Genomic DNA, 20,123 nt, shown 5'->3' on the forward strand with positions numbered 1-20,123 from the left:
ATAATGATTTAAATGTCTAGATAAGGGGATGGAGTATGATTGAATTGGAAATTAGGGTGGAGCGTCTTAGGAAAGAACAAATAGGCGATATTGTAGCATTATCTTCTTATATTGGCAGGGATTATAACAGAGAAGAAATTGATACAGTTTTTAACTCAGGTATTGTATACGGCGTATGGAATGAGCGAAAGGAACTTATTGCTAGCGCAGCAATAATATTATACGGGGAGGCGTTGGCATCTATCGGAATGGTAATTGTACATCCAAATTATAAGGGAAGAGGAATTGGAAAGGTGATAACGAATTCATGCATGAGTAGCGTATCAGCTCAAACTCCAATTATGCTTATTGCTACGGATGAGGGAAAGCCTCTATATGAAAAATTAGGATTTAGAGTAGTAAGCTATGTTTCTAAATACATATGTAACTCGTACAATGTGAATGATTATTGTGTAGGAAATGAAGATTATATGGTGAAGTATGAAGAGTGTGATTTAGAAAAAATAATAAAAATAGATGAAAATGCGTTTGGAACAAATCGAAAGGTGTTTTTAAAGAAAAGGATTATGCAAAGTGAACAATGCAATGTTGTGAAAGATAAGGAGCAAAATGTACTAGGATATGGTTTGAGTATACAAACGCCAGAAAATAAAATAATAGGACCAGTCGTTGCTAAAAATAATGCGATGGCAATGAGAATAGTACATGATTTAGCAAGAGGGCATAATGGAAAATTAAGAATGGATGTACCAGAAGGAAAGAACGATTTTATGAAAGAATTAGAGATTGCTGGTTTTAAAAAGGTGAATACACCACCAATTATGATGAAAAATAGTAATCGGTTATTAAAAAGAAATGGTGAACTATATAGTATTGCAGCACAAATTTTTGGATAAAAAAGAATCCTTTTAAATGAAGGATTCTTTTTTTATCCAAAAATTTGCCGGGCAGTAAGACTCCCACCCAAAAAATTCAGCGGAAGCAAAGAAGTTAGGTGGGGGATCAACAAACCACCACTGATTAAAGTTTCACTTTATCCAATTTAATCACGATATTGGTCATGAGTTGGCTGAAAGAGGTCTTCCTCGATATCTCTCACCATAGAAAAATTATCAACGTTATAATGACCGTGTAAAGTTTTATTGTGATGACCAATAATTTGTTCTGCAGACAATACGTTAGAATCAGTTGTTGAATGCCCGTTTTTAATTAATGTAACGTCAAATCCTTGTACAGTTGCTGTTCTAACGGCAGTGTCGATACAATGTTCTGTTTTACATCCGCCTATAACAATATGATTAATGTTTTCTTCTTTTAAAAGTTCAAGTAAAGAAGTGCCGTAGAATGAATTGGTTGCTGCTTTATTAATAAGGATTGCAGACTGGGGTACTTGAATTTGATTATGTACTTCAAATCCTTCGCCACTACCAGAAGCAACATCGATATCTCTTACGAAAACAATAAGAGCATTTGAATCTATTGCTTTCTGCAGTGCTATATTTAGTGTAGATAATAGCTCGGTTTTACGAAAAACTTCATTTTCTTGCTCATTTCCATCAATTAATTCTTGTTGAGCGTCGATAATTAATAGTGCTTGTTTCATCGTGTCTCCCCTTTAATATGAAATAAGTTCCACTTTACATATTCCTTCAGATTGTTAGAAAATCCTCCATTGTAAGCGAAGTAGAAGATTGATTTACAAAGTTGTCAAAGAAATTTCATTCTCATAGCGTGTAAAAACATGTATCATAGGAGATGGAGAATTTTTGAGTAGGTGGGAATAACATGCAAACAGTAGAAGATTATCTTTCATTCTTACATACGAAAGGATTTAAATTATCAGAGGAAGCGCAAGGGTTTATTATGTTCGGACAAGGATATACTGGTGCGTCTGATGGGATTGTGAACGCAGCAATAGAAGCGACAATTAAACATCAATTACAGTTTGATGGTAGTTATTTCGTTGCGTTATTAGAACGATTGAAAGAGGAAGAAATTACAGATAAAAAAAGCGCTAAGGCTTTTATGCGGAAGTTACAAGCGTAACTTCACGCAGCCTGCGCTTCTTTTTTTGTTTTGGAAGGTAATTCAACAAAAATCATGCCTAGGAATATACAGAGGCATCCGATAATAGCAGAAATAGAAAGTTGTTCGTTTGCAACGAGAACGCCTGTTAAGGCAGCAAAAACGGGTTCCATGGCGAAAATGATTGCTACTCTCGTTGGAGACGTATGTTTTTGTGCTGATGTTTGAATGAAAAAAGCAATGGATGTCGCAAATAGGGAAGTTAAAAATAGAGCGAATAAAAAGGAAGAATTCGTCCATAGTACTACTGAAAATATTTTTTCCCAATCTTCAAACAAAAAGGCGCAAATAGAAGAAAATATACCGACAGCTAATACTTGCGACGTGCTTAACAATAAAGGTGATATTTTCTTAGAGAAGAAGCCGTTAACAAGAATATGGGCAGCGAAAGCGACTGCACAACCGAGAACGAGTATGTCTCCAATGTTTAATTGAAAAGAATCAGCAGCTGTTAATAAGTATAAACCCGTTGTAGCTACAGCAATACCAAGTACGATGAAAATGGTAGCTTTTTGTTTTAAAAAGATAAATGATAAGATTGGGACCATAACAATGCTTAGCCCAGTTAAGAAACCTGCTTTTGAAGATGTTGTATAGAGTAAGCCAAATGTTTGCAATAAATAACCGACAAATAAGAAAAAACCAACGATTATCCCTGCCGTGCTACTATGTTTTATATCTTGTTTTGAAGTTTTTTGTGAGAAAATAATTTGAACGAATAATAAAATAATTCCAGCGAATAAAAAGCGAATACCATTAAACGTAAATGGACCAACGAAAGACATAGCGTTTTGAACGACAACAAACGTAGCTCCCCAAATAAAAGAGACAAATAATAAAGCAAGAGGAGCAATCCACTCTTTTTTCACACTCATACCCCCGTTAATTTTGTAATATAGCTTTTCTAGCTAATTCATCAGCTACTTTATTTTGACTACTTGGAATCCACTTAATAAAAAAGAGATCGAAGTTTTTTATGTACTGCAGTGCTTCATCTAAAAGAGGTGCAAATATTTTATTTTTTGCGTATTCCTTTTCAACAGCCCGTTCGACAAGCTGGGAATCTGTACGAAAAGAGACAGTGCTATAATTATGCTCGATGCAATATTTTAATGCTAGAAGTAAAGCGCGGTATTCTGCTTCATGATTGGACATTGTTCCAAGTGGTAATGATAATTGTACAGGTGGCTGAACGCCTTTAATAAACACTCCTGCACCAGAAGGACCAGGATTTCCTTTTGATGCACCATCAATATATACTTCAATCAAAATGAGAAACCTCCAAATTATAAGATTATCCCCTACTTAAATGCTTTTTGAAGTAGGGGATAGAGTAGTTATCCGATTGTGATGCTATAACGACATGTAAATGTTTCATTCGCTTGTAAAGATTGAATTCCCTTTTTGTCCTTGAAATCTTTTGCTGGATTTATTTCATCAGCGATTCCATACCAAGGTTCAATACATAAGAAAGGTGCGTTATTCCCTGGTGTCCATACGCCGACAAATGGGAAGCCATCAAATTCTACTTTTACAAATTTATTATGTTTATGAGAACGAATCGAAATTTCATTCGTATTCATATTTTCAAAAATAAGCGCATCATTTTTAAATAAATCATATGTAAGTGGCAATTCAGTTGTATTTTCAGCGATTAATTGCTTTTTGTTTGAAAGATAAGGTCCTTCTAATACGCTTGTTTCTAAGCGTTCCGAACCATTAAACGATAAATGATAATCTGTAAATGATTCACCGTCCAATAAAGGGAAGTTGAAGCCAGGATGTGCTCCGATTGAGAAGAACATCTCTTTTGAAGTAGGATTGTTTACTTCATATGTTACATGAACGATTTGTCCATCTAGCTCATAAGAAACGAGTAGTTCGAATTCGTATGGGTATTTTTTTAATGTTTCTTCATTACTAGTAACGATATAAGTGATTTTTGTTTCGCTTTGTTCTTTCACAGAGAAAGTAAGATCACGAGCGAAACCGTGTTGTGTTAATGAATATGGTTTACCGTCTACGTAGTATGTATTATCTACTAATCGGCCGACAATTGGGAACAAAATTGGTGCACGGCGTCCCCAATAAGTAGAATCACCTTGCCATAAATATTCTGTGTTGTCTTCTTTTAAGCGAACGCTCTGTAATTCTGCACCTTTGTCAGAAATGGAAACGATCACTTTTTCATTTTGAATTGTTGCTGTCATGAAGTGAAACCTCCTAAATCTTTCATATGTTTCATTATACGTTGTCTAAAAGGAAAAAGGTAGTTTATGATAGGAATCTATTGACGAAAGAGGGGCTACCACGTAAAATATAATCTTGTTGCTTAAAAAACGAATAACGTGGTTCGAAACCATCCCACGTAAAAAAACTAAGGAGATTTTGTCATGAATATTAGAACTTTAGTCGGTAATGGTATTTTAGCGGCATTATATATTGCTGTTTCTATGCTTATTCAGCCATTTGGCTTTACGAATGTACAATTTCGTATTTCAGAGATGTTTAATCATCTCGTTGTATTTAACAAGAAAGCAATTTACGGAATTGTATTAGGTGTATTTTTAACGAATCTCTTTTTCTCACCTATGATCGCTTACGATTTAGTATTTGGAGTAGGGCAATCTATTCTTGCGCTAGTTGCAACGATTATTTCTATGCGATTTATTAAAGGTGTTTGGGCTCGTATGATTTTTAATACAGTTATCTTTACAATTACAATGTTTATGATTGCAATTGAACTTCATCTTGCATTGGGTTTACCATTTATGTTGTCTTGGTTAACTTGTGCAATTGGTGAATTTGTTGTCATGGCGATCGGTATGCCTGTAATGTACTGGATTAATAAGCGAGTACAATTTGAAAGATTTATGTAATAGATGAAAGAGCTATTCCTATAGGGATAGCTCTTTTTGTATGTAATCATATTGAATATAATGCTGTGACTCTAGATAAAATATAATAAAATAAAGTGAGGCTTCAATTAGCCGGATATATATAAGAAGTCTTACATAAGGGGAATGTAGTATGAAATATAAAATTCATTGGTTGTATAAAACGAAGCGTGGATTGCAGACGGAATTAACAACAGAGTATATGAACATAGAAGAAGTACTTCAATTTGCAGAGGATTTTGAGAAAACAGGAAGAGTAAAAGAATTTTCATTTTATGATGAAATGGACGCAGAATGGTCATTAAAAGAGATGAAAAAGTTAAGTAAGCAAGTAGAGGAAGAGCCCCAAGAAATACTCGTTTATTTTGATGGGGGGTATGATGTGCAAACGAAAGAAGCTGGCGTTGGTATATGTGTGTATTATAAAAAAGGAAATACAAACTACCGCATTCGCCGCAATGCATATATAGAAGGTATAGATGATAATAATGAAGCGGAGTATGCATCACTATTATACGGTATGAATATACTCGAGGAATTAGGGATTAAATATGAAGCAGTTACACTTCGCGGCGATTCTCAAGTTGTATTGCAGCAATTAGCCGGAGAATGGCCTTGTTATGATGAGCATTTAAACCATTATTTAGATCAAATTGAACAAAAGGCGAAGCAAATGAAATTAAAACTTGTATGTGAACCGATATCTAGAAAACAAAATAAAGAAGCACATCAATTAGCAACGCAAGCATTAGAAGGGACAGTCATTGATAGTCATAAAGAAATAACCGAATAGAGAGGTGCAAAGGTGGATAAAAAGCAACTCATTACAGAGGTAAATGACTTATTAGAAACATACTGTGAAGGATGTTTCTTGCGAGAACATAATCGAAAGACAAATAGTAAGTATTATGCTCATTCATTTTGTATAAGACAATGTACAGTTGGAGAAACATTGAAAAAGTATGGAGAACAGTTGTCATAAAAAAACATCCAGAGAAAATTCTCTGGATGTTTTTTAGTGCTTTGCTTCGTTTAATTGCTGCTCGCATTTGCTTAGTTTCTTTTCCTCGTTCATTAAAAATGGTTCATCTAAATCTACTGCAACAGATTTCATAATTTCAAGCTGTGAGCGAGCTGCTTCTACTGCAGTAGTGGCATGCTCTAATGTGTCTGGATCCATTGAAATTGTTGCAGAACCTACCATCTTTTGTGCTGTTTCTACACGGAATTTTACTTCTTCAAAATCATTTACTTCTGATCCCATTGTTACTGCCTCCTTTGTATATTGCGCATTTCACATAGTTTTTGCTCTGTAAAACGGAAATATACAAAGGAATAATAAAGGAGGTTACCAAGTAAGGTAACCTCCTGTTATATGTTGGATTAAAGTTTTACTACGTTAGCAGCTTGAGGTCCACGGTTACCTTCAGTAATGTCGAAAGATACTTCTTGACCTTCTTCTAAAGCTTTGTAGCCATCTCCTTGAATAGCAGAGAAATGTACGAATACATCGTCAGCGCCTTCCATTTCGATAAATCCAAAACCTTTTTCGTTGTTAAACCATTTTACTTTTCCTTGCATGTTATAATTCCTCCTAAAAGCGTTTACTATTTTCATTTAGTGAAATTCATTTGAAAAATAATATAAACTAAAAATGCTATATTCTTGAATATTCTGCTAAATGATTAATTTAAATATACACGAATTGGGAGAATTTAGTCAAGTAAGCGATTTTATTTTTTGTATTTTTAAATAATTTTTCAGTCGAATTTTTAAATAGGTATAGGACAGGCCGAGTATGTAATATTCTTAATTGAATGCTATACATAATGAGGTGAAAGAATGAATAAGTCTTACTTATTAGATAATGAAGAAATGAGAACGAGAACCGACATACCGGATTGGGTTGCAAAAGAATTTGAGATTTTTTCAAGTGTCGTGTTAGAACCAACTTTTCCATGTTATTTCGGTTTAACAGCTTTGAAAAAGAATGAACTTCGCTATTCATTTCTTTCTCATAATGATTGGAGTCATTTGCCACATACAATGTTATCTTTTTTAGAGTTAATGAAAGAGAGGCCGATTGTAAGAAGGGGCTTTTTCCTTTTTGTAGAACCGGAATGTGAAGAACAATCACTCGAATATTACCGTGATTCCTTTTGGAAAGTGCTACAGTATTTACATGAAAACGATAATCAAGCATGGCCAAAGCAAATTCCTGAAGATCCAGATCATTATTTATGGGAATTTTCATTTGGTGGTGAGCCAATATTTGCATTTGGAAATGCGCCAGCTTATAAACAACGAAAAACTAGACATTTAGGGAATTCTCTCGTTATTGGGTTTCAGCCACGCACTATTTTTGATGGATTAGAGGGAGATCGTCCTAAAGGAGCATATTCAAGACAAATGGTCCGTGAGCGAGTTGAAAAGTGGGATCAATTGCCGAAACATCCTAACATTAGTCATTACGGTGACCCAGAGCATCGTGAATGGAAACAATATTTCATAGGAGACGATGTAGAGCTAATAAAAGGGAAATGTCCTTTTCTTCATAGGATAGAAAAATAAGAGCCATCATCTGGATGGCTCTTTTGTATATTTTGGATAAAAAAGGGTATTTTATTACGAAAGCTAGTCTATTTTTTCAAATTATATCATTAACTAGTAATAAAGAGAGTAGAAAGGATAGAGCGATGTTTGGAGCAATTATACAGCAAATCGTATTAGGTATTTCATTAGCTGCACCAGTAGGGCCGATTAATATTGAAATGTTAAAACGAGGAATTGAACGTGGGTTTTGGCATGCTTGGGTTGTTGGAATTGGTGGAATGACTGCAGATGTTTTATTTATGTTACTCATTTATTTCGGTTTATCTTCTGTGTTTATGTATACATATGTACAAGCCTTCATGTATTGCACGGGTTTTTTCTTGTTATTTTATTTAGGATTTCAAAGTGTAAAACAAGGAATTTTCCACTCGAATATGGAATATAAAAAAGAAGAGGTAGGTGGCCTTAAGCAATCGTTTATGGCAGGATTTTTAATTGCGATATCCAATCCATTAAATCTTGTTTTTTGGTTTGGTATATACGGAAGTACACTTAGCTCATTACTTACGAAGGTAACGAAACAAGAAGCTTTTTTGTACAGTCTTTGCATTATTGCCGGTATTATTTTATGGAATTTAAATATTGCTTTTTCTGTACATTTTGGAAGAACTTTATTAAAACCAAAAGCGCTTGGCTATATAACAGCCGGAGCAGGTATTATTTTAGTAGGGTACTCTATACATTTTGCATACAAAGCTTTACAGTTGTTCACATAAGATTGAAGGGGAGATTTTTATGTATCGAACCACTATTGACGGAAAAGAAATTATCATTACGTTAGCGCCAAAAGTCCGAAGAGAAATTACTGATAGAAATCCACTATATGAAGCGGTATTTCATAATGCTGCAAGATTGCTACAAACAAAGCAACCGACGTTTGCAGTAAATCATGAAATATTTGGTCTCATTATTGGAGAAGTGCAAAGAGGAGAAGTAACAGTGTTTGCGGTGGAACATATTATTCCGAAGCAAAATATATTTGGACCGAACAATTTTTTCTCGACAATAGAACAGCAGGCAAATTTGTAAAATGAATAGAATAAGAATAGAAAAGAAATAGTCGTAACGATATGTTGCGGCTGTTTTTTTGGAAAAGGGGGAAACAAGATGAAGAAAGTGGGGAAAGAGTTCTTTTTACAACATGATATCGTTATTATGTATAGCATTCTATTTATTTTCATTATTATTTTAAAAATGCAATTTTTCACGTGGTTTGGCATGTTAGCATGTATGTTTGGGATTGTTTTCTATACACTTAATGAATACATGACACATCGTTTTTTATTCCATATTAAGCCGCCTAAAAACACATTTCTATTAAAAATGTTAAGAAGATTACATTATGATCACCACGTATATCCAGATGATTTAAAACTTTTGTTTTTACCTGTATGGTTTAGTATACCTAGTTTTACTATTTATTTGCTTATAGCATATGGTATTACAAAAAGTGTTACTATTACACTTTCATTTGGAATCGGAATGATTATCATGCTGCTCGTTTACGAATGGAAACATTATATTGCCCATAGACCGATTCGTCCCGTCACTAAGTTTGGAAGATGGCTAAAAAAACAACATATATTACACCATTATAAAAACGAAAAGTTTTGGTTCGGTGTTTCAAATCCAGTATTCGATTTTATATTTGGAACACTTAAAGACGGAAAAGATGTTGAGTTAAGCGAAACAGCTCGTAATTTAGAAAAGGAAAAAAAGACAAAAGTGGTGCGTTAAGCACTGCTTTTGTCTTAATGAGGAAAAAATAAATAAGGTGTCATTTTATTTTGAAAAAGTATATTAAAAATTTAGGAGAAATTGCCGAAAAATGTCTATCGAAAAATCTTTGCATGAATGTATGGATTGTCTAAAATAAGTATAAGTTTCTGAATATTTGTAAAATTTAGTCTTTAGGTATACAAGGGGGAAGTGTATTTCAAGTAAGAGAGGGGATCGGTTAATGAAACGAGATGATACGTCAGCACGTAAGTTGCAAAATGAAGTGAATTATACAGAGGTCGTTCAGTCGGAAGAATTTCAATTGTTATTAAATACGAAAAAGAAGTTTATCGTTCCAATGAGTATTTTCTTTTTTAGTTTTTTTATTGCACTGCCTATTTTAACGTCGTATTCAAATGTGCTTAATACACCTGCATTTGGTGACGTTACATGGGCGTGGGTATTTGCTTTTTCCCAATTTATCATGACATGGGCACTATGTATGATTTATAGCAAAAAAGCAGAATCATTTGATGAAATCTCCCGAAAAATTCTGCAAGATATGCAAAAAGGGAGGGGCTGAACTTGAATACTACTGCATTTGCACTATTTTTAATTATTGTTCTTGGTACGCTCGTCATAACCTATTTTGCATCGAAAAAAACGAAAAATGCGAGTGAATTTTATACGGCTGGAGGGGGATTAACTGGTTGGCAAAATGGTCTGGCCATTGCTGGAGATTACATGTCTGCTGCTTCATTTCTCGGTATAGCTGGAGCAATCGCATTAACTGGGTTTGATGGATTCTTTTATAGTATCGGTTTTTTAGTTGCTTATTTAGTTGTACTATATCTTGTTGCAGAACCGCTTAGAAATTTAGGAAAGTACACTTTGGCGGATATGATTGCAGCACGCTTTGACGCGAAAAAAGTTCGCGGAGTTGCAGCTCTTAATACGATGACGATTTCTATCTTTTATATGATTGCACAATTAGTTGGCGCGGGTGCACTTATTAAATTATTATTAGGGATTGAATATACGACATCTGTATTAATCGTTGGAACACTTATGACGGTGTATGTTATTTTTGGTGGTATGACAGCAACGAGCTGGGTACAAATTGTAAAGGCTGTATTACTTATGGCCGGTACGTTTATTATTTCTGTTATCGTTTTCGCAAAATTCAACTTCAGCGTGACTGAAATGTTTGCCCAAATGAAAACAGCTACACCATTAAAAGATTCATTTTTAAATCCAGGTGTAAAGTATAAGGATGGCCTTGATACACTTTCTTTAAATTTAGGACTAGTACTTGGTACAGCTGGATTACCACATATACTTGTCCGCTTTTTTACAGTACGTGATGCAAAAACTGCACGTCAATCTGTCGTATATGCGACGTGGTTAATTGGTGCGTTTTATATTATGACGATTTTCTTAGGGTTTGGAGCAGCAGCGTTTGTAGGAAATGAGGCAATTATTAAAGCGAATCCAGCGGGTAATATGGCAGCACCTTTATTAGCTAAAGCGTTAGGTGGGGACTTCTTATTTGCTTTCGTATCAGCAATTGCTTTTGCAACGATTTTGGCTGTAGTGGCAGGTCTTGTATTAACAGCAGCATCAGCATTCGCTCATGATTTTTATAATGAAATCATTCGTAAAGGAAAATCAACGGAAAAAGAGCAAGTATCTATGGCTCGGTATGCATCTATTGGAGTAGCGATATTATCTATCATACTTGCATTATTTGCCCAAACATTAAACGTAGCATTTTTAGTATCATTAGCATTTGCAGTTGCAGCGAGTGCAAATCTACCAGTGATTTTATTTACAATATATTGGAAGCGTTTTAATACAACGGGTGCTATTTCCGGTATGATTGTAGGGCTCGTATCAGCAATTGTTCTCGTAGCGTTGAGTCCAAATGTTTGGAACCCTGTAGCTGGAAAAGCTATTTTTGTTGGGGAAGCGATATTCCCATATACGACACCAGGAATTATTTCAATTCCGCTTGGATTTCTTGCAGCATATTTAGGAACTGTTTTATCTAGTAAGAAAGAAGATGCAGCGAAATTTGATGAAATTCTTGTGAAATCTAATACTGGTCACGGTATTAGTGATGCGTCTTCACATTAAATAAAAGAGGAGCTTTTCGATAGATAAGAAAAGCTCTTTTTTCTTTTGTCATTTTCTTGTAAATATTACTGATTTGTAAGTAGGATTTGTCTTAATTTTGTGGAATGAAAATAGCAGGGAGAAATTTAAGTCATCATGGCACCAGCGCAGCTTTTGTGAAAAATAAGTTGTTATGGAAGGTGGAAGTAATGATGAAAACGAAGCAAACTGATGAATTATTAGCAAAAGATGAGCAATATGTTTGGCACGGAATGCGTCCTTTTAGTCCAAATAGCACAATGGTAGGGGCAAAAGCTGAAGGATGCTGGGTTGAAGATATACAAGGAAAAAGATATTTAGATGGTATGAGTGGCCTTTGGTGCGTAAATAGTGGATATGGAAGAAAAGAGCTTGCAGAAGCGGCTTATAAGCAATTACAAACATTATCATATTTTCCAATGTCACAATCACATGAGCCAGCTATAAAGCTTGCTGAAAAGTTAAACGAGTGGCTTGGTGGAGAGTATGTTATTTTCTTCTCAAATAGTGGATCAGAAGCGAACGAAACAGCTTTTAAAATAGCAAGACAATACTATGCTCAAAAAGGTGAACCACATCGTTATAAATTTATGTCACGTTATCGCGGGTATCACGGGAATACAATGGCGACAATGGCAGCGACGGGACAAGCGCAGCGTAGATATCAATATGAACCGTTTGCTTCAGGTTTTTTACATGTAACACCACCGGATTGTTATCGTATGCCTGAAATTGAAGGGCAGCATATTTATGATGTAGAATGTGTGAAAGAAGTCGATCGTGTTATGACGTGGGAATTAAGTGAAACAATTGCTGCTTTTATTATGGAACCTATTATTACAGGCGGGGGCATATTAATGCCACCACAAGACTATATGAAAGCTGTTCATGAGACGTGTCAAAAACACGGTGCCTTGCTTATTAGTGATGAAGTGATTTGCGGTTTCGGGCGTACAGGAAAAGCATTTGGATTTATGAATTATGATGTAAAACCTGATATTATTACAATGGCCAAAGGTATTACGAGCGCATATTTACCATTATCTGCAACAGCTGTGAAAAAAGAAATATATGAGGCTTTTAAAGGTAAAGGAGAATATGAATTCTTCCGCCATATTAATACATTTGGTGGAAATCCGGCAGCTTGTGCATTAGCACTTAAAAATTTAGAGATTATGGAGAATGAAAATTTAATTGAGCGATCTGCACAAATGGGTTCCCTTTTATTAGAGCAACTAAAAGATGAAATTGGGGAACATCCACTTGTTGGGAATATTAGAGGAAAAGGTCTATTAGTTGGGATTGAATTAGTAAATGATAAAGAGACGAAAGAGCCAATTGATAATGATAAAATAGCAAGTGTCGTAAATGCTTGTAAAGAAAAGGGATTAATTATCGGACGCAACGGTATGACAACGGCAGGATATAATAACGTTTTAACATTAGCACCGCCTCTTGTTATTTCAAGTGAAGAAATTGCCTTTGTTGTTGGAACGTTGAAGACGGCGATGGAACGTATTTAATAAATAGAGAGAGGAGCGAGCTGTAATATAAGGCTCGCTTTTGTTTAGTAGGAGGGGACTTTTAATGGAGAAATATGATCCTAACAAACATTATCACATCGGATATTATGAAGACGGATATGATTTAGAAGTGACGGCGTACAAAAGAATAAATGAACCAGTTTGGGATGCTTATATTCCGCACTATGAGGCAGACGATTTTTATAAGAAAGTGGGGGGAATGAAGCTAGGTAAATATATAGATGATTATGGCATTATGGTGTATTCATTTGGGAATGATATTGATGATGATGAAGCACGAATTATTTTTGAAAAATGGTTAAAAAAGAACGGGATTGTTTAAAGATAAAACAAAAAGGAGATTGCTATCTTATAAAATAGCAATCTCCTTTTATTATAGTAAATTTATTTACTTGCTTTCATTGCTTTATCTTTTGCACCAAAAGTGTATTTTAACATTGGTGGTGTAATCATTGTAGTTAAAATAACGACAATAACGATTGCTGTAAAGTAATCTTGTGCCAATAGACCTGAAGAAAGTCCTGTTCCTGCGATGATAAGTGCAACTTCACCACGAGAAACCATTCCAGCACCGATAATTGCAGAAGACTTAGCGTCAAATCCAGTCATTCGAGCACCGAATCCACAGCCGATTAATTTCGTTAATACAGCGATAACAGTTAATGCTAAGATGAACCAAATTTGATTGCCGATACCGTCAAATGTAATATTCATACCGATACTAACGAAGAATACGGGAACGAACATAGCGTAAGCAATTGGTTCTACTTTCTTTTCTACTTCATGTTTGTAGTTTGTTTGAGAAATTGCAATACCAGCAGCGAAAGCACCGATAATACCAGCAATTCCTAATAATTCGCCGAAATATGCGAATGAGAAACAGATGATAAGAGCCGCGCTCACGATAGACTCAGATACGCGCAGTGGTGATAACCAGCGCATAATCGCAGGAACACCTTTCCATCCGATTAAAATAATAGAAGCGAAGAATACTACTTTCTTCAAGATAACCATTGTTAAGTTAACATCATCAGTACCTAAGAAGCTCATTGCAAATGCTAATAAAATAACAACAAGAATGTCATCAAATACAGCGGCTCCAAGCATCGTCGTACTTTCACGTGTTTTCATTTTACCTAAATCACGAAGTGTTTGTACGGAAATACTAACACTTGTCGCACATAGAAGTAATCCTAAGAATACAGCGTTTCCTTGTTCCATTCCCATCACAAGACCGGAAACGTAACCACCTACGAATGGAAGAATGATACCTCCGAGTGCAACTGCTAAAGAAGAATTACGATTTGCGTTTAATTCTTCTAAGTCTGTTTCAAGTCCAGCCATAAACATTAAAAGAATAACTCCGACATTACTTAATTGAGTTAGAAGCTCTGAATTTTCAATCCAACCTAATACAGCTGGACCGATAACGATACCGACAATTAATTTACCTAGTACAGAAGGTTGACCTAATCTAACACTAAGATCACCAGCAAGCTTTGTACTTAATAAAATAAGTGCAATTTGAAAGAAAAATTCGAATTCCATCTGATCCTCTCCTCGTCATTTTTAATTTTATCATACGATTTCTCGGAATTTGCCTAATGAAAATATGTAAAACCCATTAAACAAAAGGGTCTGATTACAAGTTCTTTTGAACTTGTAATTTGAACCTGTAATTAATATATAATAAAATTTATTAAAAATCAATGAAAAAATAGCAGATTTTCATGATGGAATTTGATTTAGGTATGAAGGGAATGGCTATATAATAAGAAGAAATAAGGCAATATTTTTAATGAATTGGAGAAGGAAACATGTTATTAAATAAACGCTTTACAATTGGAGAAATGGCAAAAATGCATAATATCGCAGAATCTACATTGAGGTATTATGATGAAAAAGGAATTTTTCATCCGTCCATTGTTGATCCTCAAACGAATTATCGTTATTATACAATCGATCAATTTTCACTGTTAGATACGATTAAATTTTTACGCCAGTTAAATATTCCGTTAAAGGAAATTAAGAAATATATTGATGAAAGAAATCCAACATACGCACTCAATTTACTGGAAAAACAACAAGAAATGATGCTGAAGAAACAAAGAGAAATTGAATATGCCTTAGCAAAAATGGAACATAGAATTCATTTAATAAAGAAGGCGACGAAAGCGGAAACCGATCGAATACTTATTAAAAAAATACCAAAAAGAAAAATAACAGCGATTGCAGTGGCGCCAAATACGACAGATGATATGTTTGATTATTATATCCATTCGCTTCAAAAAAATATGAAGCAAATGGATGATAGTCTATTTTCAGGAGATATAGGTGTGACAATTTCCAAAAAAGCATTCATGCAAAAGGAGTTTCAAGCATATAGCAGCGTATTTATTCTTTTGGATTATATGCCTTATCAAGTACATAGTTCAGATTCAATTAAAGCTGGTATGTTTGCGTGCGCTTATCATCATGGATCATACGAAGAAACAGGTGAAACATATAAGAAATTAATGGAATACATTAATCAAGAAGGATATGAAATAAGTGGAGATTCGATTGAGATTGGATTAATTGATTGGTCTGTAACGGAAAATCCAGAGGAGCAAGTAACAGAAATTCAAATTCCAGTAATGAAAAAATAGAGTGTAGGACTTTTATTAATTACAAGCCTGCATCAATTCCGATAATTAAATTGCCTATTTTTTTAATTCTCTCTTGACCTTCAAGTTACTTGAAGGTTTAAACTGTGAACAGAGCGTTGAAAAAGGAGCATAATAGTATGGAAGCAACAGAAAAATTAAGAGAAAAACCAGTTAAAAGTTTATTTATTTCTTATTTAATACCAGCCGTTCTTGGAATGGTTTTAATGTCAGTGAATATTGTAATTGACGCGGTTATGATTAGTAGAGGAGTTGGGGCGAACGGTTTAGCAGGAGTAAACGTGGCTATTCCAGCGTTTTCGATTTTCTTCTCTATTTCATTATGGATCGGAATGGGCGGGGCAACGTTATATTCCATTGCATTAGGTGAAAATAAACGAGAAAGAGCAAGGTCTATTTTTACTCAATCCATGACGGTAGCAGTTGTTATCGTAGGTGTTTTAGCGGCTATTTGTTTATGGAGAATAGAAGATTTAGCGTACTTATTTGGTGCAAATGAAGTGATTTTACCATATGCGTTAGACTATTTACACGTATTATTAACATTTGGAATGATATACGTTTTAGAAAATATTTTAAGTACATTTATACGAAATGATGGAAATCCTAATTTAGCAATGGCAGGTCTTGTTGTAACGGCTGTATTAAACATAGTGTTTGACTATATCTTTATTTTTATCTTTGGATGGGGGGTAACAGGTGCTGCTTCAGCGACTATACTTTCGGCAGCGATTGGTTTCCTTGTATTATTAACTCATTTCTTTAGAAAAAGTAGCATTTTAAAATGGACGAAATTCCATTTTGAATGGGATACTGTCAAACAAATTATGGTGATTGGTTTCCCAAGTTTTACAGCAGAAAGCACAGTTGCAATCGTAACGATTGGTTTTAATATCGCATTTGTTCAATATGCAGGAGAAGTAGGAGTAGCTTCCTATGCGATGGTGAATAGTATTCATGCAATGACATTACTATTATTCTTCGGTGTTGGAGCAGCATTGCAACCAATTGCTAGTTTCCATTACGGGGCAAATTTATCAGAGAGACTTCGTGAAGGATTGAAGTTTGCTGTGAAAATTGCAGTTGTCCTCGGAGGCGTTGCGATAATTGTCGGATTATTCTTCGGGAAATATATCATTGGTTTATTTGATGTTCAATCTCCCGAATTATTGGAGTTAACCTTAACAGGTATTAGTTTATTCTTTATCCAATACGTATTTTTAGGTTATAACATTGTGTATGGAGAGTACTTCCAATCAGTGCGACAAACGAAGAAATCAGTACTTATTATAATGAGCCGAGGATTACTATTTATCATTCCATTGTTATGGATTATGCCGAAATTATTTGGGATAAACGGAATTTGGCTCGTTATGCCAGTTGCTGAAGTAATGACAGCAATTATCGTATTTACGATGAATCGTATGAAACATCCTGTTCCATTAAATATGGCAGGAGAGAAAGAAGCGATATGATGAAGAAAATCCCCTTAAGCAATTAAGGGGATTTTTTTATTCCTTTAAACTAATCGCAAAAGATCCATCCGTTTCTTGAACAGAAGCGAAAGCAACGTTTTTAATATTTGTAATTCCTTTTTCTTTTAATTCTTTATATAACCATTTTTTATCTTTATGGATTAACTTTAAGTTATCGTATTGAATTTGTGAATCGACGATAAGTGCAATTGGTAATCCAGCATACTTAACATCTATGTTTAAATCTTTTGGAGTTAATGGTACAAGTTCTCTTTTTGGTAAAATACTAATAGCTCCGTTCGCTTCTAAAATGGCGTATTCAATTTCATGAACACTCGGATATCCTGCAACGCGAAGATTAGAAAGTAGTTCGGCAATGGGATATCTACTTTTTTGTAAGTTCTCAAAAATAATATCACCATGTTTAATTAAAATGATAGGGTGTCCGAGAATAAAACGATTTAGTTTGTTGAATAGGCTTAATTTTGTAAGGAGTAAATGTAAACATGTAATAACAACCATACCGAGAAATGCTTGTAAAGCACCAGAGACGGGTATGGCCTGGAAAGCTAAATAAGATAAAAAGATTATAGCCCCAAAATCATGAGGAGTTAGTTGTGCTAACGCGGATTTACCGAGTAACTTAAGCGATAGTAAAAATAAGATGAAAAAGAACGACACGTTACATAAAAAGAGAAGCAATAGAGACACTCCTTGGTGTAAAGTTGTACTTACTATTCCCGAAAGTAATATAAATATTACCTTTCAGAGGATAATTTAGGGTTTATTGGAATTTGTCTGTATACAAACAAATAAATGGATATTATCATGAAGGAAGTAAAAGAAAATAGGAGTATATGAGTATGAGAAAGAAGAAAATAATAAAGTGCATTTTAGTTGTTATAATGATTTGCACCGTATATGCGGGTTTTTTACAATATCACATTTATAAGCATGGACATATGAATGCAAGTGACGATGCTGAGTACATAATTGTACTAGGATCGAAAGTAAATGGAACGAAACCATCTTATTCATTGCAATATCGTATTGATAAAGCAGCTGAATATTTAAAATCACATGAGAAAACAATCGCTATCGTATCTGGAGGACAAGGAAAAGGTGAAGACATTTCAGAAGCAGTAGCAATGAAACAAGGACTAATAAAACAAAACATCGCAGAAGACCGTATTATAATGGAGGACAAATCTACGAGTACAGATGAGAATATTACATTCTCAAAACCGTTAATTCCAGCCGATATGAAAAAAGGTATGATCGTAACAAACGATTTTCATATGTTTAGAGCGAAAAAAATAGCTGCCAAACAAGGTTTACAATTAGAAGGTCTTCCGGCAAAAACACCGAAACCAATCATCATTCCATCGAATGTACGAGAATATTTAGCCATTACACAGTATTGGTTTATGAATCGAATATAGTGAAAGTGATCCCGTCTGAAACTTCAGACGGGATTTAATTTGAGGAAAATCTTACAAATATGTCACGTTAGTGAAAGGTAAAGCGATAGTTTCTAGAATGATTTCCTGACATAATGAAAGTAACAAAAACTATTTAGAGGTGAATCGGATGAAAGGAAATAATATTTTATCTTCGTTATGTTACTTTAGTATCTTTTTTGCACCATTTTTACTACCAATTATCGTGTACTTTGTTGCAGAAGATGAAGTGAAGTATCACGCGAAAAAAGCATTTTGGTCACATGTTTTCCCATACGCAATCTTATTTGGAGGACTAGCAGTATCAGGAATGTACGGTTTAGGTTTCAATCAATCTGACGGTGCTGGAATTGGAATGATTATCACATATGCAGTGTTCATTCTTGTAGGAATTTACTACTTCATTTGGAATATCGTAAAAGGTATTAAAGTCTTGAAAACGGCGTAATAAGACAAGAAAAAATTTCATTTAAATTACCGTTAATATAATTTCATTTACCGTATTCATAGACGTTTTAAAAAAAGAGCAATTCAAAAAAGAATTGCTCTTTTTGTGCTTATAAGTTGTGAATATTGAAAAAGATGTGTTAATTTTTCATTATGAAGAGAAAAAGGAGTGATTTTCATGAATGAGATAATACATAAGATAGAGCAACACGTTTCAGTTCGTAAATATAAAGAAGAATCAATTCCGAAAGATGTAGTAGAAAAAATGGTGCAAGCTGCACAGCATGCGGCTTCATCACATTTTGTACAGGCGTATTCTGTTATATATGTAACAAATCAGGAATTAAAGACTAAACTAGCAGAGCTATCTGGAAATCGTCATGTGAAAGACTGCGCAGCATTCTTTGTTTGTTGTGCAGATTTAAAACGACTTGAAATGGCATGTGAAAAACATGGTACAGAGATAAAGCATGAAGGGGTGGAAGACTTTATCGTTGCGACGGTAGATGCTTCACTTTTTGCGCAAAACTTAGCGTTAGCAGCAGAATCGTTAGGATACGGTATTTGTTACATTGGTGGTATTCGTAATAATCCGAGAGAAGTGAGTGAATTGCTTCATTTACCGGATAAAGTATATCCTGTATTCGGAATGACGGTTGGCGTACCAGATGAAAATCATGGAGTGAAACCGCGTTTACCAGTAGCAGCAGTTCTTCATGAAAATGGATATGATGAAAAGAAATATGATGAATTATTAAATGAATATGATGAAACGATGAACTCGTATTACAAAGAAAGATCATCAAACAAGAAAAGCGTAACATGGACGGAATCAATGAGTTCGTTTATGTCTAAAGAAAAAAGAATGCATATGAAAGAGTTTTTAAGTGAAAAAGGATTAAATAAGAAGTGAGTAAAGAGGCAAACCTGTGATGTGGGTTTGCCTTTTTTGAAAGGAGAAATACCTAAGATCAGAAAGTTGTCTATTCTTTCTGATCTTAGGTATTTTGTTTGTTATCATATACATAGAAATAAAAATTAATAATTTTTTACAAAAGTGATA

General features: G+C 34.4%; 26 protein-coding genes and 1 riboswitch. Of the genes, 18 read left to right on the top strand and 8 right to left on the bottom strand.

What is annotated here, in order from left to right; translation table 11 throughout:
* Positions 1-35: 35 nt before the first annotated feature.
* Positions 36-896 carry a GNAT family N-acetyltransferase gene (locus BUA87_RS25915; RefSeq protein ID WP_071714521.1) on the top strand — a complete coding sequence of 287 codons (861 nt, stop codon included), beginning with the start codon at positions 36-38 and terminating at the stop codon, positions 894-896.
* 146 nt (positions 897-1,042) lie between these two features.
* On the opposite strand, the gene BUA87_RS25920 is transcribed toward BUA87_RS25915, so the two are convergent.
* The gene (locus tag BUA87_RS25920) at positions 1,043-1,603 is read right to left on the bottom strand and encodes a cysteine hydrolase family protein (RefSeq protein ID WP_000806323.1); all 561 of its coding nucleotides are present in this window, start codon (positions 1,601-1,603) and stop codon (positions 1,043-1,045) included.
* A gap of 182 nt (positions 1,604-1,785) precedes the next feature.
* Between BUA87_RS25920 and BUA87_RS25925 the strand changes: the two genes are divergently transcribed.
* Positions 1,786-2,046 (top strand): DUF6123 family protein, encoded by a 261-nt coding sequence (locus BUA87_RS25925; RefSeq protein WP_001195212.1) that lies wholly within the window; start codon positions 1,786-1,788, stop codon positions 2,044-2,046.
* 2 nt (positions 2,047-2,048) lie between these two features.
* Here BUA87_RS25925 and BUA87_RS25930 read toward each other — a convergent pair whose 3' ends face one another.
* The 3 genes from BUA87_RS25930 to BUA87_RS25940 all read right to left on the bottom strand — a co-directional run bounded on the left by BUA87_RS25930 (position 2,049) and on the right by BUA87_RS25940 (position 4,295).
* Positions 2,049-2,954, bottom strand: a complete 906-nt coding sequence (locus tag BUA87_RS25930) for a DMT family transporter (RefSeq protein WP_071714520.1) — start codon at positions 2,952-2,954, stop codon at positions 2,049-2,051.
* A 13-nt stretch (positions 2,955-2,967) separates the two neighbouring features.
* Complete coding sequence (locus BUA87_RS25935; RefSeq protein ID WP_000573877.1) at positions 2,968-3,354, bottom strand: reverse transcriptase-like protein; 387 nt, start codon at positions 3,352-3,354, stop codon at positions 2,968-2,970.
* 68 nt (positions 3,355-3,422) lie between these two features.
* On the bottom strand, positions 3,423-4,295 hold the full coding sequence (locus BUA87_RS25940; protein WP_071714519.1) for an aldose 1-epimerase family protein: 873 nt from the start codon (positions 4,293-4,295) through the stop codon (positions 3,423-3,425).
* A gap of 132 nt (positions 4,296-4,427) precedes the next feature.
* A riboswitch (PreQ1 riboswitch) is annotated at positions 4,428-4,472 on the top strand.
* Positions 4,473-4,478: 6 nt separating this feature from the next.
* On the opposite strand from BUA87_RS25940, the gene BUA87_RS25945 reads away from it, so the two are divergent.
* From BUA87_RS25945 to BUA87_RS25955, 3 genes are all read left to right on the top strand, one after another.
* Complete coding sequence (locus BUA87_RS25945) at positions 4,479-4,964, top strand: QueT transporter family protein (RefSeq protein ID WP_001026474.1); 486 nt, start codon at positions 4,479-4,481, stop codon at positions 4,962-4,964.
* A 151-nt stretch (positions 4,965-5,115) separates the two neighbouring features.
* Complete coding sequence (locus tag BUA87_RS25950; protein ID WP_071714518.1) at positions 5,116-5,775, top strand: ribonuclease H family protein; 660 nt, start codon at positions 5,116-5,118, stop codon at positions 5,773-5,775.
* 12 nt (positions 5,776-5,787) lie between these two features.
* A complete protein-coding gene (locus BUA87_RS25955; protein ID WP_000358801.1) occupies positions 5,788-5,964 on the top strand; it encodes a zinc-finger domain-containing protein in 177 nt (58 codons plus the stop codon).
* A 33-nt stretch (positions 5,965-5,997) separates the two neighbouring features.
* On the opposite strand, the gene BUA87_RS25960 is transcribed toward BUA87_RS25955, so the two are convergent.
* Together BUA87_RS25960 and cspB are read right to left on the bottom strand one after the other, a co-directional pair.
* The gene (locus BUA87_RS25960; protein ID WP_000534400.1) at positions 5,998-6,246 is read right to left on the bottom strand and encodes a DUF2564 family protein; all 249 of its coding nucleotides are present in this window, start codon (positions 6,244-6,246) and stop codon (positions 5,998-6,000) included.
* A 119-nt stretch (positions 6,247-6,365) separates the two neighbouring features.
* Positions 6,366-6,563, bottom strand: coding sequence for a cold shock-like protein CspB (gene cspB, locus BUA87_RS25965; protein WP_001161731.1), 198 nt, complete (start codon positions 6,561-6,563; stop codon positions 6,366-6,368).
* 261 nt (positions 6,564-6,824) lie between these two features.
* On the opposite strand from cspB, the gene BUA87_RS25970 reads away from it, so the two are divergent.
* The 8 genes from BUA87_RS25970 (at position 6,825) to BUA87_RS26005 (ending at position 13,334) form a co-directional block, all read left to right on the top strand.
* Positions 6,825-7,553 (top strand): YqcI/YcgG family protein, encoded by a 729-nt coding sequence (locus tag BUA87_RS25970; protein WP_001043750.1) that lies wholly within the window; start codon positions 6,825-6,827, stop codon positions 7,551-7,553.
* 14 nt (positions 7,554-7,567) lie between these two features.
* On the top strand, positions 7,568-8,311 hold the full coding sequence (locus BUA87_RS25975; protein ID WP_016513073.1) for a LysE family transporter: 744 nt from the start codon (positions 7,568-7,570) through the stop codon (positions 8,309-8,311).
* Between the two features lie 19 nt (positions 8,312-8,330).
* The gene (locus BUA87_RS25980) at positions 8,331-8,624 is read left to right on the top strand and encodes a hypothetical protein (protein ID WP_016082208.1); all 294 of its coding nucleotides are present in this window, start codon (positions 8,331-8,333) and stop codon (positions 8,622-8,624) included.
* 78 nt (positions 8,625-8,702) lie between these two features.
* Complete coding sequence (locus BUA87_RS25985; protein WP_000755397.1) at positions 8,703-9,332, top strand: sterol desaturase family protein; 630 nt, start codon at positions 8,703-8,705, stop codon at positions 9,330-9,332.
* Between the two features lie 223 nt (positions 9,333-9,555).
* Entirely contained in the window at positions 9,556-9,897 is a 342-nt protein-coding gene (locus BUA87_RS25990) for a DUF485 domain-containing protein (protein ID WP_071714516.1), read from the top strand.
* Between the two features lie 2 nt (positions 9,898-9,899).
* Entirely contained in the window at positions 9,900-11,450 is a 1,551-nt protein-coding gene (locus BUA87_RS25995) for a solute symporter family protein (RefSeq protein ID WP_001098235.1), read from the top strand.
* Positions 11,451-11,641: 191 nt separating this feature from the next.
* Positions 11,642-12,991 carry an aspartate aminotransferase family protein gene (locus BUA87_RS26000; RefSeq protein WP_000850962.1) on the top strand — a complete coding sequence of 450 codons (1,350 nt, stop codon included), beginning with the start codon at positions 11,642-11,644 and terminating at the stop codon, positions 12,989-12,991.
* A 64-nt stretch (positions 12,992-13,055) separates the two neighbouring features.
* Entirely contained in the window at positions 13,056-13,334 is a 279-nt protein-coding gene (locus BUA87_RS26005) for a DUF3986 family protein (protein WP_071714515.1), read from the top strand.
* A gap of 62 nt (positions 13,335-13,396) precedes the next feature.
* Here the strand turns inward: BUA87_RS26005 and BUA87_RS26010 are convergent, their stop codons facing one another.
* Positions 13,397-14,560: a cation:proton antiporter gene (locus BUA87_RS26010; protein ID WP_000393901.1), complete on the bottom strand. Its 1,164-nt coding sequence runs from the start codon at positions 14,558-14,560 to the stop codon at positions 13,397-13,399.
* Between the two features lie 269 nt (positions 14,561-14,829).
* Here BUA87_RS26010 and BUA87_RS26015 point away from each other — a divergent pair, with 269 nt between their 5' ends.
* Together BUA87_RS26015 and BUA87_RS26020 are read left to right on the top strand one after the other, a co-directional pair.
* Positions 14,830-15,660, top strand: a complete 831-nt coding sequence (locus tag BUA87_RS26015) for a MerR family transcriptional regulator (RefSeq protein WP_000925941.1) — start codon at positions 14,830-14,832, stop codon at positions 15,658-15,660.
* A gap of 137 nt (positions 15,661-15,797) precedes the next feature.
* Complete coding sequence (locus BUA87_RS26020) at positions 15,798-17,153, top strand: MATE family efflux transporter (RefSeq protein ID WP_000388405.1); 1,356 nt, start codon at positions 15,798-15,800, stop codon at positions 17,151-17,153.
* 36 nt (positions 17,154-17,189) lie between these two features.
* Here BUA87_RS26020 and BUA87_RS26025 read toward each other — a convergent pair whose 3' ends face one another.
* Positions 17,190-17,855: a DUF421 domain-containing protein gene (locus BUA87_RS26025; RefSeq protein ID WP_071714513.1), complete on the bottom strand. Its 666-nt coding sequence runs from the start codon at positions 17,853-17,855 to the stop codon at positions 17,190-17,192.
* Between the two features lie 161 nt (positions 17,856-18,016).
* Between BUA87_RS26025 and BUA87_RS26030 the strand changes: the two genes are divergently transcribed.
* The 3 genes from BUA87_RS26030 to nfsA all read left to right on the top strand — a co-directional run bounded on the left by BUA87_RS26030 (position 18,017) and on the right by nfsA (position 19,973).
* Complete coding sequence (locus BUA87_RS26030; protein WP_071714512.1) at positions 18,017-18,595, top strand: YdcF family protein; 579 nt, start codon at positions 18,017-18,019, stop codon at positions 18,593-18,595.
* A gap of 148 nt (positions 18,596-18,743) precedes the next feature.
* The gene (locus tag BUA87_RS26035; RefSeq protein ID WP_000678056.1) at positions 18,744-19,061 is read left to right on the top strand and encodes a magnetosome magnetite crystal formation protein family; all 318 of its coding nucleotides are present in this window, start codon (positions 18,744-18,746) and stop codon (positions 19,059-19,061) included.
* 177 nt (positions 19,062-19,238) lie between these two features.
* On the top strand, positions 19,239-19,973 hold the full coding sequence (nfsA, locus tag BUA87_RS26040) for an oxygen-insensitive NADPH nitroreductase (protein ID WP_071714511.1): 735 nt from the start codon (positions 19,239-19,241) through the stop codon (positions 19,971-19,973).
* The last annotated feature ends 150 nt before the right edge of the window (positions 19,974-20,123 follow it).

Source organism: Bacillus sp. bc15 (genome assembly GCF_900142585.1).
Classification (GTDB): domain Bacteria; phylum Bacillota; class Bacilli; order Bacillales; family Bacillaceae_G; genus Bacillus_A; species Bacillus_A cereus.

Excerpts from the sequence above, each read along its gene's own strand:
- BUA87_RS25915 (WP_071714521.1), top strand. The coding sequence starts at position 36 with ATGATTGAATTGGAAATTAGGGTGGAGCGTCTTAGGAAAGAACAAATA.
- BUA87_RS25920 (WP_000806323.1), bottom strand. The coding sequence starts at position 1,603 with ATGAAACAAGCACTATTAATTATCGACGCTCAACAAGAATTAATTGAT.
- BUA87_RS25925 (WP_001195212.1), top strand. The coding sequence starts at position 1,786 with ATGCAAACAGTAGAAGATTATCTTTCATTCTTACATACGAAAGGATTT.
- BUA87_RS25940 (WP_071714519.1), bottom strand. The coding sequence starts at position 4,295 with ATGACAGCAACAATTCAAAATGAAAAAGTGATCGTTTCCATTTCTGAC.
- BUA87_RS25945 (WP_001026474.1), top strand. The coding sequence starts at position 4,479 with ATGAATATTAGAACTTTAGTCGGTAATGGTATTTTAGCGGCATTATAT.
- BUA87_RS25950 (WP_071714518.1), top strand. The coding sequence starts at position 5,116 with ATGAAATATAAAATTCATTGGTTGTATAAAACGAAGCGTGGATTGCAG.
- BUA87_RS25960 (WP_000534400.1), bottom strand. The coding sequence starts at position 6,246 with ATGGGATCAGAAGTAAATGATTTTGAAGAAGTAAAATTCCGTGTAGAA.
- cspB (WP_001161731.1), bottom strand. The coding sequence starts at position 6,563 with ATGCAAGGAAAAGTAAAATGGTTTAACAACGAAAAAGGTTTTGGATTT.
- BUA87_RS25970 (WP_001043750.1), top strand. The coding sequence starts at position 6,825 with ATGAATAAGTCTTACTTATTAGATAATGAAGAAATGAGAACGAGAACC.
- BUA87_RS25975 (WP_016513073.1), top strand. The coding sequence starts at position 7,568 with ATGGCTCTTTTGTATATTTTGGATAAAAAAGGGTATTTTATTACGAAA.
- BUA87_RS25980 (WP_016082208.1), top strand. The coding sequence starts at position 8,331 with ATGTATCGAACCACTATTGACGGAAAAGAAATTATCATTACGTTAGCG.
- BUA87_RS25985 (WP_000755397.1), top strand. The coding sequence starts at position 8,703 with ATGAAGAAAGTGGGGAAAGAGTTCTTTTTACAACATGATATCGTTATT.
- BUA87_RS25990 (WP_071714516.1), top strand. The coding sequence starts at position 9,556 with ATGAAACGAGATGATACGTCAGCACGTAAGTTGCAAAATGAAGTGAAT.
- BUA87_RS26000 (WP_000850962.1), top strand. The coding sequence starts at position 11,642 with ATGAAAACGAAGCAAACTGATGAATTATTAGCAAAAGATGAGCAATAT.
- BUA87_RS26005 (WP_071714515.1), top strand. The coding sequence starts at position 13,056 with ATGGAGAAATATGATCCTAACAAACATTATCACATCGGATATTATGAA.
- BUA87_RS26010 (WP_000393901.1), bottom strand. The coding sequence starts at position 14,560 with ATGGAATTCGAATTTTTCTTTCAAATTGCACTTATTTTATTAAGTACA.
- BUA87_RS26015 (WP_000925941.1), top strand. The coding sequence starts at position 14,830 with ATGTTATTAAATAAACGCTTTACAATTGGAGAAATGGCAAAAATGCAT.
- BUA87_RS26020 (WP_000388405.1), top strand. The coding sequence starts at position 15,798 with ATGGAAGCAACAGAAAAATTAAGAGAAAAACCAGTTAAAAGTTTATTT.
- BUA87_RS26030 (WP_071714512.1), top strand. The coding sequence starts at position 18,017 with ATGAGAAAGAAGAAAATAATAAAGTGCATTTTAGTTGTTATAATGATT.
- BUA87_RS26035 (WP_000678056.1), top strand. The coding sequence starts at position 18,744 with ATGAAAGGAAATAATATTTTATCTTCGTTATGTTACTTTAGTATCTTT.
- nfsA (WP_071714511.1), top strand. The coding sequence starts at position 19,239 with ATGAATGAGATAATACATAAGATAGAGCAACACGTTTCAGTTCGTAAA.